General features: G+C 57.1%; 15 protein-coding genes. 7 read left to right on the forward strand and 8 right to left on the reverse strand.

Going from position 1 to position 14,657, the window contains the following annotated elements:
- Nucleotides 1-41: 41 nt before the first annotated feature.
- The 6 genes from PQU98_RS00485 to PQU98_RS00510 form a co-directional block, all read right to left on the reverse strand.
- Complete coding sequence (locus PQU98_RS00485) at nt 42-1,550, reverse strand: replicative DNA helicase (protein ID WP_272742926.1); 1,509 nt, start codon at nt 1,548-1,550, stop codon at nt 42-44.
- Nucleotides 1,551-1,731: 181 nt separating this feature from the next.
- Complete coding sequence (locus tag PQU98_RS00490; RefSeq protein ID WP_272742927.1) at nt 1,732-4,155, reverse strand: TonB-dependent receptor plug domain-containing protein; 2,424 nt, start codon at nt 4,153-4,155, stop codon at nt 1,732-1,734.
- 347 nt (nt 4,156-4,502) lie between these two features.
- On the reverse strand, nt 4,503-5,090 hold the full coding sequence (rplI, locus tag PQU98_RS00495) for a 50S ribosomal protein L9 (protein WP_272742928.1): 588 nt from the start codon (nt 5,088-5,090) through the stop codon (nt 4,503-4,505).
- A 12-nt stretch (nt 5,091-5,102) separates the two neighbouring features.
- A complete protein-coding gene (gene rpsR, locus PQU98_RS00500; protein ID WP_272742929.1) occupies nt 5,103-5,378 on the reverse strand; it encodes a 30S ribosomal protein S18 in 276 nt (91 codons plus the stop codon).
- Nucleotides 5,379-5,392: 14 nt separating this feature from the next.
- Nucleotides 5,393-5,773, reverse strand: a complete 381-nt coding sequence (gene rpsF / locus PQU98_RS00505; RefSeq protein WP_272742930.1) for a 30S ribosomal protein S6 — start codon at nt 5,771-5,773, stop codon at nt 5,393-5,395.
- Nucleotides 5,774-5,945: 172 nt separating this feature from the next.
- Nucleotides 5,946-6,482 carry a peroxiredoxin gene (locus PQU98_RS00510; RefSeq protein ID WP_272742931.1) on the reverse strand — a complete coding sequence of 179 codons (537 nt, stop codon included), beginning with the start codon at nt 6,480-6,482 and terminating at the stop codon, nt 5,946-5,948.
- A 165-nt stretch (nt 6,483-6,647) separates the two neighbouring features.
- Here PQU98_RS00510 and fabD point away from each other — a divergent pair, with 165 nt between their 5' ends.
- The 7 genes from fabD (at nt 6,648) to gmk (ending at nt 12,829) form a co-directional block, all read left to right on the forward strand.
- Nucleotides 6,648-7,589 (forward strand): ACP S-malonyltransferase, encoded by a 942-nt coding sequence (gene fabD, locus PQU98_RS00515; protein ID WP_272742932.1) that lies wholly within the window; start codon nt 6,648-6,650, stop codon nt 7,587-7,589.
- A gap of 17 nt (nt 7,590-7,606) precedes the next feature.
- On the forward strand, nt 7,607-8,347 hold the full coding sequence (gene fabG, locus PQU98_RS00520; protein WP_272742933.1) for a 3-oxoacyl-[acyl-carrier-protein] reductase: 741 nt from the start codon (nt 7,607-7,609) through the stop codon (nt 8,345-8,347).
- Nucleotides 8,348-8,527: 180 nt separating this feature from the next.
- The gene (locus tag PQU98_RS00525) at nt 8,528-8,767 is read left to right on the forward strand and encodes an acyl carrier protein (RefSeq protein WP_189487680.1); all 240 of its coding nucleotides are present in this window, start codon (nt 8,528-8,530) and stop codon (nt 8,765-8,767) included.
- Nucleotides 8,768-8,926: 159 nt separating this feature from the next.
- Nucleotides 8,927-10,210, forward strand: coding sequence for a beta-ketoacyl-ACP synthase II (gene fabF / locus PQU98_RS00530; protein WP_272742934.1), 1,284 nt, complete (start codon nt 8,927-8,929; stop codon nt 10,208-10,210).
- A gap of 2 nt (nt 10,211-10,212) precedes the next feature.
- Nucleotides 10,213-11,271 (forward strand): endolytic transglycosylase MltG, encoded by a 1,059-nt coding sequence (mltG, locus tag PQU98_RS00535; RefSeq protein ID WP_272742935.1) that lies wholly within the window; start codon nt 10,213-10,215, stop codon nt 11,269-11,271.
- Nucleotides 11,272-11,301: 30 nt separating this feature from the next.
- On the forward strand, nt 11,302-12,198 hold the full coding sequence (locus PQU98_RS00540) for a YicC/YloC family endoribonuclease (RefSeq protein WP_272742936.1): 897 nt from the start codon (nt 11,302-11,304) through the stop codon (nt 12,196-12,198).
- Nucleotides 12,188-12,829: a guanylate kinase gene (gene gmk, locus PQU98_RS00545; protein WP_272742937.1), complete on the forward strand. Its 642-nt coding sequence runs from the start codon at nt 12,188-12,190 to the stop codon at nt 12,827-12,829. Before PQU98_RS00540 ends, gmk begins: the two co-directional genes overlap by 11 nt.
- Here gmk and rsmA read toward each other — a convergent pair.
- On the reverse strand, nt 12,824-13,651 hold the full coding sequence (rsmA, locus tag PQU98_RS00550) for a 16S rRNA (adenine(1518)-N(6)/adenine(1519)-N(6))-dimethyltransferase RsmA (RefSeq protein WP_272742938.1): 828 nt from the start codon (nt 13,649-13,651) through the stop codon (nt 12,824-12,826). The two genes, gmk and rsmA, sit on opposite strands and share 6 nt — an antisense overlap.
- Nucleotides 13,641-14,642: a 4-hydroxythreonine-4-phosphate dehydrogenase PdxA gene (gene pdxA, locus PQU98_RS00555; protein WP_272744463.1), complete on the reverse strand. Its 1,002-nt coding sequence runs from the start codon at nt 14,640-14,642 to the stop codon at nt 13,641-13,643. The genes rsmA and pdxA overlap by 11 nt, the downstream gene beginning before the upstream one ends.
- Nucleotides 14,643-14,657 lie beyond the last annotated feature (15 nt).

Genomic DNA, 14,657 nt, shown 5'->3' on the forward strand with positions numbered 1-14,657 from the left:
CATTCATTGGCCAGAAAAAAAGAACAAAAAAAGAACAAAATCTATTCCTGTATTTCTCTGAAGTCGTTGTAACGCTCCGGCGCCAGATTGCCGAAGCGGGTGACGTTTTCATCGAACGCCAGCCGTACCGTACCGATCGGGCCGTGACGCTGCTTGGCCAGAATGACTTCGGCCGTGCCGCGGGTGCGGTCCATTTCTTCCTGCCAGGTCAGGTGTTCCGGCGTGCCCTCCTTGGGCTCTGACCGGCCAAGATAATAGCTTTCGCGGTACACGAACATCACCATATCGGCGTCTTGCTCGATCGAGCCGGATTCACGAAGATCGGACAACATCGGACGCTTATCATCGCGGCTTTCGACCTGACGCGAAAGCTGCGACAGGGCGATGACCGGGATTTGCAGTTCTTTGGCCAGCGATTTCAGCCCCATGGTGATGGTCGAGACTTCCTGCACGCGGTTCATACTGCCGCCGGTATCGCCCAGGGTCACAAGCTGAAGGTAGTCGACGATCAGGCAGTCAAGGCCGGCTGTACGTTTCAGGCGGCGGGCCCGCGCCGTCAGCTTGGCCAGAGAAATACCGCCGGTGTCATCGATATAGAGCGGAAAGGAGGCGATATCCATCGCGGCGTCTTTGAGGCGCGCAAACTCAGAGGCGTCGATTTCGCCTTTACGCAAGCGGTCGCCGGATACGCCCGACGCATCGGCCAGAAGACGGGTCGCCAACTGATCCGCCGACATTTCAAGTGAATAGAAGGCCACGACCCCGCCATCGACGGTTTTGCGCTCTCCGTCCGGCTGCATTTCCATGCGGTATTTTCGGGCGACATTCATGGCGATATTGGTGGCCAGCGCGGTCTTACCCATCGACGGACGTCCGGCCAGAATAATCAGGTCGGATTTGTGCAGGCCGCCGATTTTCTTATCCATATCAATCAGGCCTGTGGATATCCCCGACAGGCCGCCGTCACGGTGGAAGGCTTCTTCGGCATGTTCCAGTGCGCCGGAGACCGCTTCGCCAAAGGTTTTAAAGCCGGTCGAGGAGGTGCCTTTTTCAGCCATGTCATAAAGGCGCGCTTCGGCGGCTTCGATCTGGTCGCGGGCGTTTTGTTCGTCGATGGCGGCCTTAGCGATTTCACCGCCCAGCCGGATCAGGTCACGGCGCAGGGCGAGGTCATAGATGATGCGCGCATAGTCCGACGCATTGGCGGCGGGGGGCGCACGGTCAACCAGATCGGCCAGATAGCGGATGCCGCCCAGATCCTGAAAAGCCTGATCGCTTTTGAATTTATCAACTAAAACAAGGGGATCAGCCAGGTGCCCGACGCGGATATTGTCCTCGATGACCCCAAATAGCTTGGCATGAAACGGCTCATAGAAATGCCGCCCCTGCAGGCCGTCATACAACCGCTCATAGGCCCCGTTGTCGAACATCAGACACCCCAACAGCGCCTGTTCGGCGTCAAGGTTGTGGGGCATGGTTGATATCGCGCCGGGGGTATCAGCGGTCTGATCGATCGGCGGGAAAGCGAGGGCTAAAATATCTGAAGACATGGTACGCATCTAACTGTGGGTGGCGTTAACTTTTAAGGTCAAAAGTACCCCATCCACCGGGCGACTTTCCACAGCCTGTTATTAATGGGGATAAGCGTGGTTTATCTTACGAATCGCTTCAAACAAAAACGACGCCAGAATGAATTCTGGCGCCGCCTTAGTCGTTTGTCAAAACGATCGCTTAGAAGTTATGGCTGACCCGCGCATAGACATAGCGGCCATTAAAGCCGAACGGTGAAAAGCGGGTGAAGCCCAGAGTTCCTGTCGAATTGAGGCGTGCCGGGGTCGCCGTGGGATAGGTATCGAGCAGGTTATTGACCCCCAACGTGACCGTGGTCTTTTCCGCAAAGGTGTAACGGCCTTCGAGGTCTAGAATGGTCTTATTGCCGGTCGTGATATCATCGGCAGGCGTGGCCGCCGGTTCATAGGCATCGCCGTAATAGTTGGCGCGGGCGGTGATGCCCCAGGGGCCACCGGTCCAGTCAACCCCAAAGCTGGCGCGGTTTTCAGGCGTACTGTTGGTGATGATAAGCTGGCGGATACGATTGAGCAGCACCGGCGGCGGCGTAAGTGCCGTCAGCGTGCCATTGGTCGGCAGTTTGTCGATCGTCGTGTTGGCGCTGGTGGCGCTGAAAGTAAAGTCATAGCGACCATAGCTTTCAGTGCTCAGACGATAGGCGGCCACCAGATCAATACCGGTTGTGGTGGTATCCAAGCCGTTGGTGAAGAAGCGCGCCTGAGTGACATTGTATGGGGCCAGAAGGGCTGTGATATCGGCCCGCCCGCCCAGATTTTCGGTAAGCGCGATACGATCCTGAATTTCGATCTGATAGCCATCGATGGTCAACTCAAACGGCCCTTTTTTCGCAACAAAGCCAAGGGCATAGTTGGTCGAGGTCTCAGCCTTGAGGTCCGAGGCCCCAAGCGCTTGAGCTACGTTACTGCTGGCCGGGAAGGTGCCGGTTTCGAACGGCACGCCGGCGGTGAAATTGGTCGAGGTTGCTGTGAAATACTGCTGTTGCAGCGACGGCGCCCTAAAGCCCGTCGAGACTGATCCGCGGACTGCAAAGATGTCATTAAGCGCATATCGTGCTGACAACTTACCGGACAGGTTCGAGCCGAAGTCAGAGTATTTTTCCGCGCGGGCCGCACCACCTACGGTTAGCTTTTCGGTTACCTCAGCTTCGAGGTCGATATAGGCCCCGATGCTGTCGCGATTGACATCAACTGCGTTGGCCGGAAGGAAGCCGCCAAAGCCCTGTGCGCCTAGTGGAGCCGCCGTGATCGGGCCGCGGGCATAGGATTGTTCCTCACCTGCCTTGATTTCAAAGCTTTCGTGACGGGCTTCGATGCCGAGCGCCAGATTGAGCGGGCCGTGCAGGCCATTAACCTCGAACGGCTTGGCGATCGATCCGTTCAGAACGATCTGATCATAGGCCAGGCTGCCGTCATTAAAGCTGCGCTTGGAGTTGGTGCCATAGGACGCGTTGACGCTGTTGGAGGTGGTATAATCCAACTCATTGCGGCCATAGGTCAGGCTGAGGTCGGTGGCCCAATCGCCCCAATTGCCACGAATGCCGCCGGTGGCCGAATAGTCCTGGGTATCGACACCGATCAGCGGCAGGAAGCCGTTAGGATATATAGAGGCGATATTGGCAGCGGCGGCCGACGGCGCGTAAACGCCAGTGCCATTATTGGGGCGGAAGAAGGCCGCGCTCTCAGACTCGCGCTTTTGATAACCGGCATTGCCGTAAAGCTCGAAACCGTTGTCGAGTGGCAGGCCCGCATTGGCAAACAGGGTCGCATCTTCGACCGCGGGGTCGCCGTAACGTGAGGTGACCGAGGCGGGCGTTACGCGGGGATCATTATCGCCGCGGCTGGTCGGGCGGCGCTTTTTCAGTTCGCCGGAGACGGTCAGGTAGCCGTCTTCGCCCAGCGGCAGGCCTTTCCAGCCACTGACGACATAGGTTTGGCCGTCGCGGGCATCGCGGCTTTGGCGGGCAGTTTCGACTTCTGTATAGTATTGACCAAAGCTGGCGGTGACATTGCCGCCGTCGCGGGCTTCACGAAGTCGCAGGTTGACCACACCGGCAATGGCGTCAGAGCCGTATTGAGCCGAAGCGCCGTCGCGCAGAATTTCAATGGTGCCCAGCGCTGAGGTCGGGATGGTGTTCAGGTCCACGGCAGCGGAACCACGACCGACCGAGCCATTGATGTTGACCAGAGCCGAGGTGTGCCGGCGCTTACCATTGACCAGCACCAGAGTTTGATCCGGCGACAGACCGCGCAAGGTGGCCGGGCGGACATTGTCGGTGCCATCCGTGGCTGACGGGCGCGGGAAAGTCAGGGCGGGGGCGAGGGTAGACAGGGCCTGCGCCAGTTCGGTTGAGCCCTGACGGTTCAGGCTGTTGCTTTTGATGACATCAACGGGTGCCAGGGTATTTAGGCGCGACCGCGGGGCAGCGCGCGAGCCGGTGACGACCACTTCGGTGACCACTTCATCAGCCGGGGCGACGTCCTGGGCCGTGGCGGTAAACGCGGTTAAAGACAGCACAAGGGCGGTGGAAACGATAAGGGATTTGGATGATTTGGATGATTTGGGCATTGGGGGGAGGCTCCAAATGTGAAAAAAACGTGACGATAAGATGGCCTTAAGGTGTGTGGTCATAGGCCGATTTAAAGGGACGCGTATGTCCAATTGTTTTGTGATCACAGATTAGAATTTCTAATCGTGATGTGCGTTTGTTTTGAAAATTATTTAATTTCAGTGAGTTGTATTTTTATTGCTGAAAGGTTTGTCTATTTGGAGATTAATATAAAACTAAAAAAGTAGGAAATTGTGGCAAATGAGTAACGGTGTGCCCTAAGAAAGGTGTGCAGGAAAAACGCCCAATAAAAAACCCCTGAAACCGCAAGGCTTCAGGGGTAATTTAGTACGTTAAGCCTTAAGACTTAAGCGTCGTAATCGGCGTCGGCACCGGCCTGACCGGCACCGCCTTCGATCATGTCGGCCGCAGCGGCTTCATCAGCCAGGCGGTCTTCTTCGAATTGCGACGCGATGACGTTTTCGCCAGCGGCCTGACGCTCAGCTTCATCAGCCGAACGTGCAATATTGACGGTGACGGTGATCGACACTTCGGAGTGCAGGCGAACCTTGATCGCATGGATACCCAGAGTCTTGATCGGGGTATCGAGGCTGATCTGGCTGCGCTCGACCTTGCCGCCGGCCTCAGCGATGGCCTCAGCCACGTCGCGGGCGGTAACCGAACCGTAAAGCTGGCCGGTTTCGCCAGCCTGACGGATCAGGATGTATTGCGAACCGTCAAGCTCAGAGCCTTGCTTTTCAGCAGCAGACTTTGCCGCAGCGTTACGGGCAACGATCTGTTCCTTCTGGGCCTCGAAGACCTTCAGGTTGGCAGAGGTGGCGCGCAGAGCCTTGTGGCGGGGCAGGAGGAAGTTACGGGCAAAACCGTCCTTAACGGCGACAACGTCACCGATATGGCCAAGGTTTTCAACGCGTTCCAGCAGAACTACTTTCATGTGGGGCGCTCCTTACTTCACAACGTATGGCAGCAGGGCTAGGAAGCGGGCGCGCTTGATGGCCTTGGCCAGTTCACGCTGCTTCTTTTGCGACACTGCGGTGATACGCGAAGGGACGATCTTGCCACGCTCAGAGATGTAGCGTTGCATCAGCTTAACGTCCTTGTAGTCAATCTTCGGTGCGCCTTCACCCGAGAACGGGCAAACCTTGCGGCGACGGAAGAACGGGCGGCGGGCCGGAGCGTTGCCGACGGGGGTGCCGATAGTTGGGTTGGTATCATCAGACATCTGTCAAAGCTCCCTTATTCTGCGAATTCGCCGGCCGGGGCACGGTCAGAACGCTCAGGGCGTTCCGGACGGTCACGACGGGACAGGACGGGCGACAGTTCGAGGTCAAGTTCCTCAACGCGAATGGTCAGGAAGCGGATAACGTCTTCGTTGATCGACAACTGACGTTCCATTTCCTTGACGGCAGGCGCCGGAGCGTCGATCGCCAGCAGCGAATAGTGCGCTTTGCGGTTCTTCTTGACGCGGTAGGTCAGGTTGCGAAGACCCCAGTATTCGATCTTGGCGACGGAACCGCCGCCTTCTTCGATCAAAGCTTTCAGGGTGTCGTTGAGAGCTTCCGCCTGCTGAGGCGAAATATCTTGTCGTGCCATGACGACATGTTCGTAATAGGCCATATCTATCCTCTTCCGTAGGGGCGAGGGGTGGCACGCAGGGCGGACGGAAGGTTCCGCCCCTCGCGACGGTTCATAGCCGCATACGGCTTATGACCACCTCTCAGGGAGCGCGGGCTTTACTGCATAAGGCCCGGTTTGGCAAGGGGCGGGCAGGGTTTATGTCGCCAACCTCTTATTTTTTCAGTTTCTGAGCGGCTTCCAGCATCTTCATAGGGTGGGATACACCATCTCCGGCTTCGTGTACGGCGGCCACCTTATGATCGGGGGTGATCAGATAGGACACGCGCGCCGCCATGTTCACGGCAGCCATCTTGGTATCATAGGCCTTGGCAACCTTGGCGTCCGTATCGGCGGCGACCGGGAACTTACCCTGACAGTCAGCCGTGGAAAACTCGGTGACTTTCTGGATGGTGTCGGTGGAGACGCCAAGGACGGTCACGTTCATGGCTTTGAATTTTGGCATGTTATCGGCAAAAGTGCGCGCTTCGAGGGAGCAGGTGCCGGTAAAGGCCTTGGGGTAGAAATAGACAACTACCGGGCCTTTTTTCAGGTGATCTTTGAGTGAAAACGCGCTGACCTTGCCATCAGTGGCGGTTTGCAGCTTAAAATCAGGCGCTTTGTCGCCCGCCTTAAGGGCCGCTAAGGCCGGGGTGGCGCTGGTCGTGAGGGCTAAGGCGGCCAGCAGGCTTGCAGATTTGATCAGGGACATGTCGTGTTTCCTTTGCAAGTGATAATATAGTCATACGATCTGTATACGTTTCGGACGATTCTAAAGTTACATTTTCGAGCAGATTTATTGACCTGATTTGACATAGTGCCTATCCCCAACTATTCGCACACCCACAGACTCGTCATCGTCAAGCAGAGAGTGTTCATGACATTAGCCTTTGTATTTCCCGGTCAGGGCAGCCAGGCCGTCGGTATGGGATCAGATCTCGCCGATAATTTTCAGGCCGCGCGTGAGGTTTTCGCGGAGATCGATGACGCGCTGGGGCAAAAGCTTTCTCTGCTCATGCGCGAAGGACCCGAAGGCGACCTGACCCTAACCGAAAATGCGCAGCCGGCCCTGATGGCCGTATCTATGGCGGTGGTGCGCGTGCTCAAGGCCGATTTTGGCGTGGATATCGCAAAGGCCGCGTTTGTGGCAGGGCATTCTTTGGGCGAATATTCAGCCCTTGCCGCAGCAGAGGCCTTTAGCCTGACCGATACGGCGCGTCTGTTGAAGCTACGCGGTCAGGCCATGCAGCGGGCCGTGCCGGTGGGAGTAGGCGCTATGGCCGCTCTGATCGGTAAGGCTGACCTTGAACTGGCCGAAGCCGCCTGTCAGGCTGGATCATCCGCAGGCGTGGTGGTCGTTGCCAATGACAATAATGCTGGTCAGATCGTTATCTCCGGTGCCAAGGCGGCGGTCGAACTGGCCATTGAAAAGGCTAAGGAACTGGGCGCCAAGGCCATGCTGCTCAATGTATCAGCACCGTTCCATTGTCCGTTGATGCAACCGGCTGCCGATGAAATGCAGGTGGCGTTGGGTAAGGTCGCGATTGTGCAGCCAAAATCGACATTAGTTGCCAATGTCACCGCCCGTCCGGTGAGCGATGTCAGCCAGATCGCGCCGCTGCTGGTCGAGCAGGTTACAGGCCGCGTCCGCTGGCGCGAATCCGTGCAGTGGCTGGCTAATGAGGGCAGTGTGACCCAGTTTGCCGAACTGGGGTCGGGTAAGGTTCTGACCGGTATGATCAAGCGGATTGCGCCGGACGCCGCGGCAGTAGCGCTCAATAGTGCGGCTGATTTTGAAGCCTTTGCGGCTTCGCTCTAAGATTTGTGAGGGATACTATGTTCGATCTTTCAAACAAGACGGCGCTGGTCACTGGCGCTACGGGCGGCCTTGGGGCCTCAATTGCCCGCGCTTTGCATAGTCAAGGTGCTACTGTCGTGCTGTCCGGTACCCGCGAGGCGGTGTTGCAGGAACTGGCGTCTGAACTGGGTGAGCGCGCCTTTGTGGCATCGTGCAACCTGTCTGATTCTGCCGAAGTCGACGGTTTGATGGCTAAGGCCGAAGCGGCGGCTGGTTCGCCGGTTGATATTTTGATCTCCAATGCCGGCTTGACGCGTGATGGCCTTCTGATGCGCATGAAGGACGAAGACTGGGAAACGGTCATCAAGGTCAATCTTGAAGCCTATTTCCGCCTGTCGCGTGCGGCCATGAAGGGTATGATGAAGCGCCGTTTTGGCCGTATCATCGGTATTGCGTCTGTGGTGGGCGTGACCGGTAATCCGGGGCAGGCCAATTACGCCGCCTCAAAGGCTGGCATGATCGGCTTTTCCAAGGCCCTGGCTCAGGAAGTGGCGTCACGCAACATTACCGTCAATACTGTCGCCCCAGGCTTTATCGCGTCTCCGATGACGGATGTTCTCAATGACGCGCAGCGCGACGCCATTCTGACCAAAATCCCTGCCGGAAAGCTGGGTGAGGGCAGCGATATCGCCGCAGCCTGCGTTTATCTGGCAAGCGAGGAAGCCGGTTATGTCACCGGCCAAACCCTGCACGTCAATGGTGGTATGGCGATGATTTAAGCCTTGTGTGCCCGCTCATTTCATCAAAGGCTTTTGCATAGCAACAGAGTGTGGTACGCAGCGCAGTTAAATTTGCTTGAATCCTTACCCCATGTATGGCTACAAGCAACGCCTAGAATCTTAATCAGTTTCTAAAAGCGGCCCTCGCGGCCAAGTTTTTAAACCTCTAGAGGGCCTAAAATGTCTGAAGTTCTTGAACGTGTTCGTAAGATCGTAATCGACCATCTGGATGCCGATCCGGACAAGGTCACGGATAAGGCGAGCTTTATCGACGATCTGGAAGCCGACAGCCTCGACATCGTCGAGCTGGTCATGGCTTTCGAAGAAGAGTTCGACATCGAAATTCCCGACGATTCCGCTGAGCACATCCTCACAGTCGGTGATGCGGTGAACTATATTCAGGAAAAGCTCTCTGCTTAATCCTGTTAAGGTGAAATAGGGCGCGGCTCTGCTTAGGTGCAGGGCCGCGTCATGTCTATCGGGCATATCTTTGCCCAAAGTTCTATATTTATATTTTAACGCATTTTTTGACGACGAACCGGCGTCCGCTTTGTCGAAAAATGCTTTAGGGATACGCATATGGCTCGTCGCGTCGTGATTACTGGCGTTGGTTTGCTGACCCCGCTGGGGCATGGGACCGAAATTTCGTGGAAGCGTCTGCTGGAAGGCAAATCCGGCGCAGGCCCGATCACCGCTTTCGATACGACCGATTATGCCTGTAGCGTCGCCTGTGAAATCCCGACCGTAGACGGTCGCGGCGGTGGCGGCCCGGACATCGAGGGTTCATTTGATGCCTCGAAAGTCCTGTCCAACAAAGAACGTCGCAAGGTCGACGACTTTATTCTGTACGCTATTGCAGCGGCTGATGAGGCATTGAACGACGCCAACTGGCATCCCGAATCCGAAGAAGATCAGACCCGCACCGGTGTCATGATCGGTTCCGGTATCGGCGGTTTGGGCGTTATCGCCGAAACCGCGCTGGAGCTTAAGGAAAAGGGGCCTAAACGGATTTCCCCATTCTTTATTCCGTCGTCCCTGATCAATCTGGCGTCGGGCCAGGTTTCGATCCGTCACGGCCTTAAGGGGCCTAACCATTCGGTGGTTACCGCCTGTGCGACGGGGGCTCACGCTATTGGCGATGCCGCCCGTCTGATCAAATATGGCGATGCCGATGTCATGGTTGCCGGTGGCGCTGAATCGGCCATTGTGCCGGTCGGCATTGCGGGCTTTATCGCTTGCCGCGCCCTGTGCACCGCTTTCAATGAGACGCCGGAAAAGGCGTCGCGGCCCTATGACAAAGACCGCGACGGTTTTGTCATGGGTGAAGGCGCGGGTATTCTGGTGCTCGAAGAATATGAACACGCCAAGGCGCGCGGCGCCAAGATCTATGCCGAAGTGCTGGGCTATGGTCTGTCGGGCGACGCCTATCATATTACGGCCCCGTCCGAAGATGGTGATGGCGGCTTCCGGGCTATGTCGATGGCGCTGAAGGATGCGGGAATCAAGGCCGAAGAGATCGATTACGTCAATTCACACGGCACATCGACTATGGCCGATGGTATTGAACTGAAAGCGATTGAGAAATTCCTGGGAGAGCGTGCAGCGACCGGTACGGTGTCGTCGACCAAATCCGCTATCGGCCACCTTTTGGGGGCTGCCGGTGCGGTCGAGGCGGCGTTCTGCGTGCTGGCGATCCGCGATCAGATCGCTCCGCCGACCATCAACCTCGACAATCCGGATGTTGAAACCCCCATCGATCTGGTGCCCAATAAGGCCAAGCCTATGAAGATCGATAAGGTTATGTCAAACTCCTTCGGATTCGGGGGCACTAATGCCGCGCTCATCCTGGGTAAGGTTGACTAACCATGACGAAAAAAGGCAGGCCGGCCAAACCGCGTAAGACTAAGCGTTTGATTGCGCCGGTTGCGGGCCTGTTGTCGGGTTTGTTTCTGCTGTTTCTGGCCGTGCTGCTGGGCGTGTATGCCCAGGCGTTCGGGCCGGGACCGGTGGCGCGTGATAATGCTGAGGTGACCTCTGTGTCGCTTAAGCAGGGCATGGGTGTTATCGCCATTGCCAAAACCCTGAAAGAGGCGGGCGTCATTCGCTCCGAGACGGCCTTTCGTCTGGCCGCCAAGGTCAGTGGCCGCGATAACGCCATGCGCGCGGGTACCTACGAATTCGACAGCCGCCAGCCCTTGTTCAGCGTTCTGAAACAGATTCAGGACGGTAAGGTCGTGCAGCACTTTGTCACTATCCCCGAAGGCCGCACATCAGCTCAGGCCGTGCGGATACTCATGGCGGTTGAGGCATTGAAAGGCGATGTCGACATCCCGCCCGAAGGTTCAGTGTTGCCGGAGACCTATCAGTATGAACCGGGCGAAACCCGTCAGGCCGTGCTTGACCGGATGCTGGAGGCAGGGCGTAAGACTTTGAACGATCTGTGGGCTAAGCGTCAGCCGGGCCTGCCGATCAATACGCCTGAAGAAGCGTTGATACTGGCGTCTGTGGTCGAAAAAGAAACCGGCCTTGCCGAGGAACGCCCGCGGGTCGCGGCTGTGTTCGTCAACCGTCTGCGCAAAGGCATGCGCCTTGAGTCCGATCCGACTGTGGTTTACGGCGTCTCCAAAGGTGAACCGCTGGGGCGGGGCCTGCGTCGGTCGGAACTGGATACGGCGACACCGTGGAACACCTATCTGATTTCGCGCCTGCCGATTACGCCGATTGCCAATCCGGGTAAGGCGTCGATTGAAGCCGTGCTTAATCCGGCTCAGACCAATGATATATTCTTTGTCGCTGATGGCACCGGCGGTCATGTCTTTGCTGAAACCTATGATCAGCATCTGGTCAATGTCGCCAACTGGCGCAAGATCGAGAACCAGCCGCGCGATTCTGCCGTCACGGCCCTGAGCAGCCAAGCCAACTAAAAGGCCAGACAATTAAAAAGGAAAGTGCGCATGGCGCTTTATAGCATGACTGGCTTTGCCAGACGCGATGGCCGTCATAGCGATGATTTGGGTGAGACGCGCTGGACGATTGAGGTGCGTTCGGTCAATGGGCGCAGCCTCGATGTCAAATGCCGGTATCCTGCGGGCTATGAGCATCTGGATCGGCTGGCCAAGGAACTGTGTAAGGTCAAGTTTCAGCGCGGACAGATTGCGGTGAATTTTCAGATCACCACAGATGCCCCCAGAGCCGCGGTGACCATTAATGAGTCAATGATTGATTTTTATCTGGCCGCTGGAGAATCTCTCATCAAAAGCGGGCGCGTTAAGCCGCCGCGCTGGGACGGGTTATTATCTCTGCGTGGGGTGTTAGAAACCGCATCGGATGAAGATACCGCAGACGATGGCCGGGCGTTTGAAGCTAGTCTGATTGACGATCTCAATAGTGTGCTTGAAGACCTTAAAGCCGCGCGTGGCCATGAGGGCGAGGCGCTGTTGCACATCCTCAACCACCATCTCGAAACCCTGACCATTGCCCGCCATGACGCCGAGGCCTTGGCAGGACAACAGTTGACGCACATCCGCGAACGCTTTGAGCGAAGGCTTAGTGAACTTATGGGGGATACGGCTGAACTTCAGGATCGAATCCTTCAGGAGGCGGCGGTGCTGGGGGTTAAGGCGGATGTCACCGAAGAACTGGACCGACTGCGCGCCCATATCGAGGCGGCCCATGCCTTGTTGGGGGCTGAGACCTCACAGGGCCGAAAGCTCGATTTTCTGGCGCAGGAGTTCATGCGCGAAGCCAACACCCTGTGCTCCAAATCGGCCCTGACAGAACTTACAGCTATTGGCCTGAATTTAAAATCAACGATTGATCAGTTTCGAGAGCAAATCCAGAATGTTGAATAATCCCCGAATCCGTCGTGGCCTTATGCTGATCGTGGTCGCACCCTCCGGGGCGGGTAAGACGTCTCTATGTCGTCGGCTTATGGCTGATCACGATGATCTGGATTTGTCGATTTCGGTGACGACGCGCGCCGCCCGACCGGGCGAGGAACACGGTCGCGACTATCACTTTATCGGCGATGCCCAAATGGATGAGCTTGTGGCCAACGATGCCTTGCTGGAAACGGCATCGGTGCATGAGTTCCGTTATGGAACGCCACGTGAGCCGGTCGAGAAGGCTTTGTCACAAGGTAAGAACGTTCTGTTCGATATCGACTGGCAGGGGGCGCAGCGTATTTCGGTTAAGGCGCCGTCGGATGTGGTGCGGGTATTCATTTTGCCACCGTCAATGTCTGAGCTTAAGCGCCGGTTGGTAGCGCGGGCTCAGGATGGCATGGATGTGATTGAGCGCCGCCTAAGCCGCGCCAAGGGCGAGATCGCCCATTGGGCCGAATATGACTATGTCATTCTTAATGATGATTTTGACCGGTCTTATGCCGAACTGGCGCATATCTATCACGCCGAAGCGGCGCGACGGTCGCGCGGTTTGTGGATTGCGCCGTTTGTCGATGAACTGATGAATGAGAGTTTATAACAGGCTGGCGAGTTTCAGAAACCGGTCTGGCGAAACTGTCTCCGCCCGTGCGGTCGGATCAATGCCAGCCTTTTCCAGCAGGGCTTCGCCCCCCAGCGGTTTAAGTGACGCCCTGAGCATCTTGCGGCGTTGGCCAAAGGCGGCGGCGGTGATTTTTTCCAGATTTCTGATCAGGGCTGCATCCGGCCGGTTGGCCTTGGGCGTCATTTTAACCACAGCGCTGTCAACCTTTGGCGGCGGGGTAAAGGCGCGGGCGGGCAAGTCCATGATCTTTTCGCAGTCACACAGAACCTGCGCGATGACGCTCAGGCGGCCATAGTCATTATCATTGACGGGGGCGACCACGCGCAGGGCGACTTCAAGCTGAAACATCAGGGTCATGCTGAGCGGCTGCCACGGCCCGGTCAGCCATTTGATCAGCAGCGGTGTGCCGACATTATAGGGCAGGTTGGAGACCAGATGGGCGGCCTCGCCAAGGCCGCGTTTGGCCAGTAAGGCGCGTTCATCGGCCTTGACCGCATCGGCTTCGATCACATCAAAGCGTGCGCCGTAGGCGTCATTGAGTTCGCTCAAAAGCTCAATAAAACGGGCGTCTTTTTCGATGGCCAGAACGGATCGGGCTCCACTTTCCAGCAGAGCGCGGGTCAAGCCGCCGGGGCCAGGGCCGACCTCAATCACTACGTCGCCGTCAAACGGCCCACCTAGACGTACGATTTTGCGCGTGACATTGAGATCAAGCAGGAAGTGCTGGCCAAAGCTCTTCTTGGCCATCAGTCCGTGCTGTTCAAGGCTTTCACGTAAGGTTGGTAGCTCAGGCGTCATGACGCTTCATACTCAAATCATGGGCCGCGTGGATCGCGGCAATCAGGCTGTCGGCTCGGGCGATGCCCTGTCCCGCAATCCCAAAGCCGGTGCCGTGGTCGGGCGAGGTACGCACAATCGGCAAACCCAGTGTAATATTGACACCGCCCCAGAAATCCAGCGTCTTCAGCGGGATCAGGCCCTGATCATGGTAAAGGCAAATACAGGCGTCATAGGTCCCGCGCGCCTCATCATGGAACAAAGTATCGGCGGGGAAGGGGCCTTTGATATCAACGCCCTGCGCCTGTAAATCCGCGATTACCGGCTTTAGCAGATCGATTTCTTCACGGCCGATGGTGCCATCTTCGCCGGCATGAGGGTTCAGGCCCGCCATGACCAGCCGTGGCGAGGGGATACCGAAATCGCTTTTCAGGGCCTGATGGGTGACGTGCACTGTGTGAGCCAGATCATCGGCATTAAGACGGGCCTTAACCTGTGACAGCGGGATATGGATGGTGGCCAGCACAACCCGCAGGTCTTTGGCCGTCAGCATCATGATGGGGCCGCGCGCACCGTCGTAGGGGGCGGTGGCAGTCAGGTTCCCCAGATATTCCGTATGGCCTGGGAAGCTAAACCCCGTGGCATAGAGTACGGATTTGGCGATAGGGGCCGTAATCAGACCGCGCGCCTTACCTTCAAGGCAAAGCGTGACCGCCTCTTCGATCCAGCGCACAATATGCGGGCCGTGGAGGCTGTCGGGGTGGCCCGCAATGGCTGGCGCGGTCAAGGGCCGGTCAAGCACCGGCAGGCTGGCCGCAAACACCTTATGGGCCTCGGAAGCATCCCGAATCGCCGCAATATCAGCCCCGGCGGCCTTGAGCGCTTGCGCATTCCCTATCATGCAAAAACAAAGCTCAGGAAACCGCTTTAAGGTGTCCCAAGCTTTGAGAATAATCTCAGGGCCGATACCGCACGGATCGCCCATAGTGATGACAAGCGGTTTGAGAATGATCCCAATCCTTTAAAG

It is taken from the genome of Asticcacaulis machinosus, from assembly GCF_028550435.1.
GTDB classification, from domain to species: Bacteria; Pseudomonadota; Alphaproteobacteria; order Caulobacterales; family Caulobacteraceae; genus Asticcacaulis; species Asticcacaulis machinosus.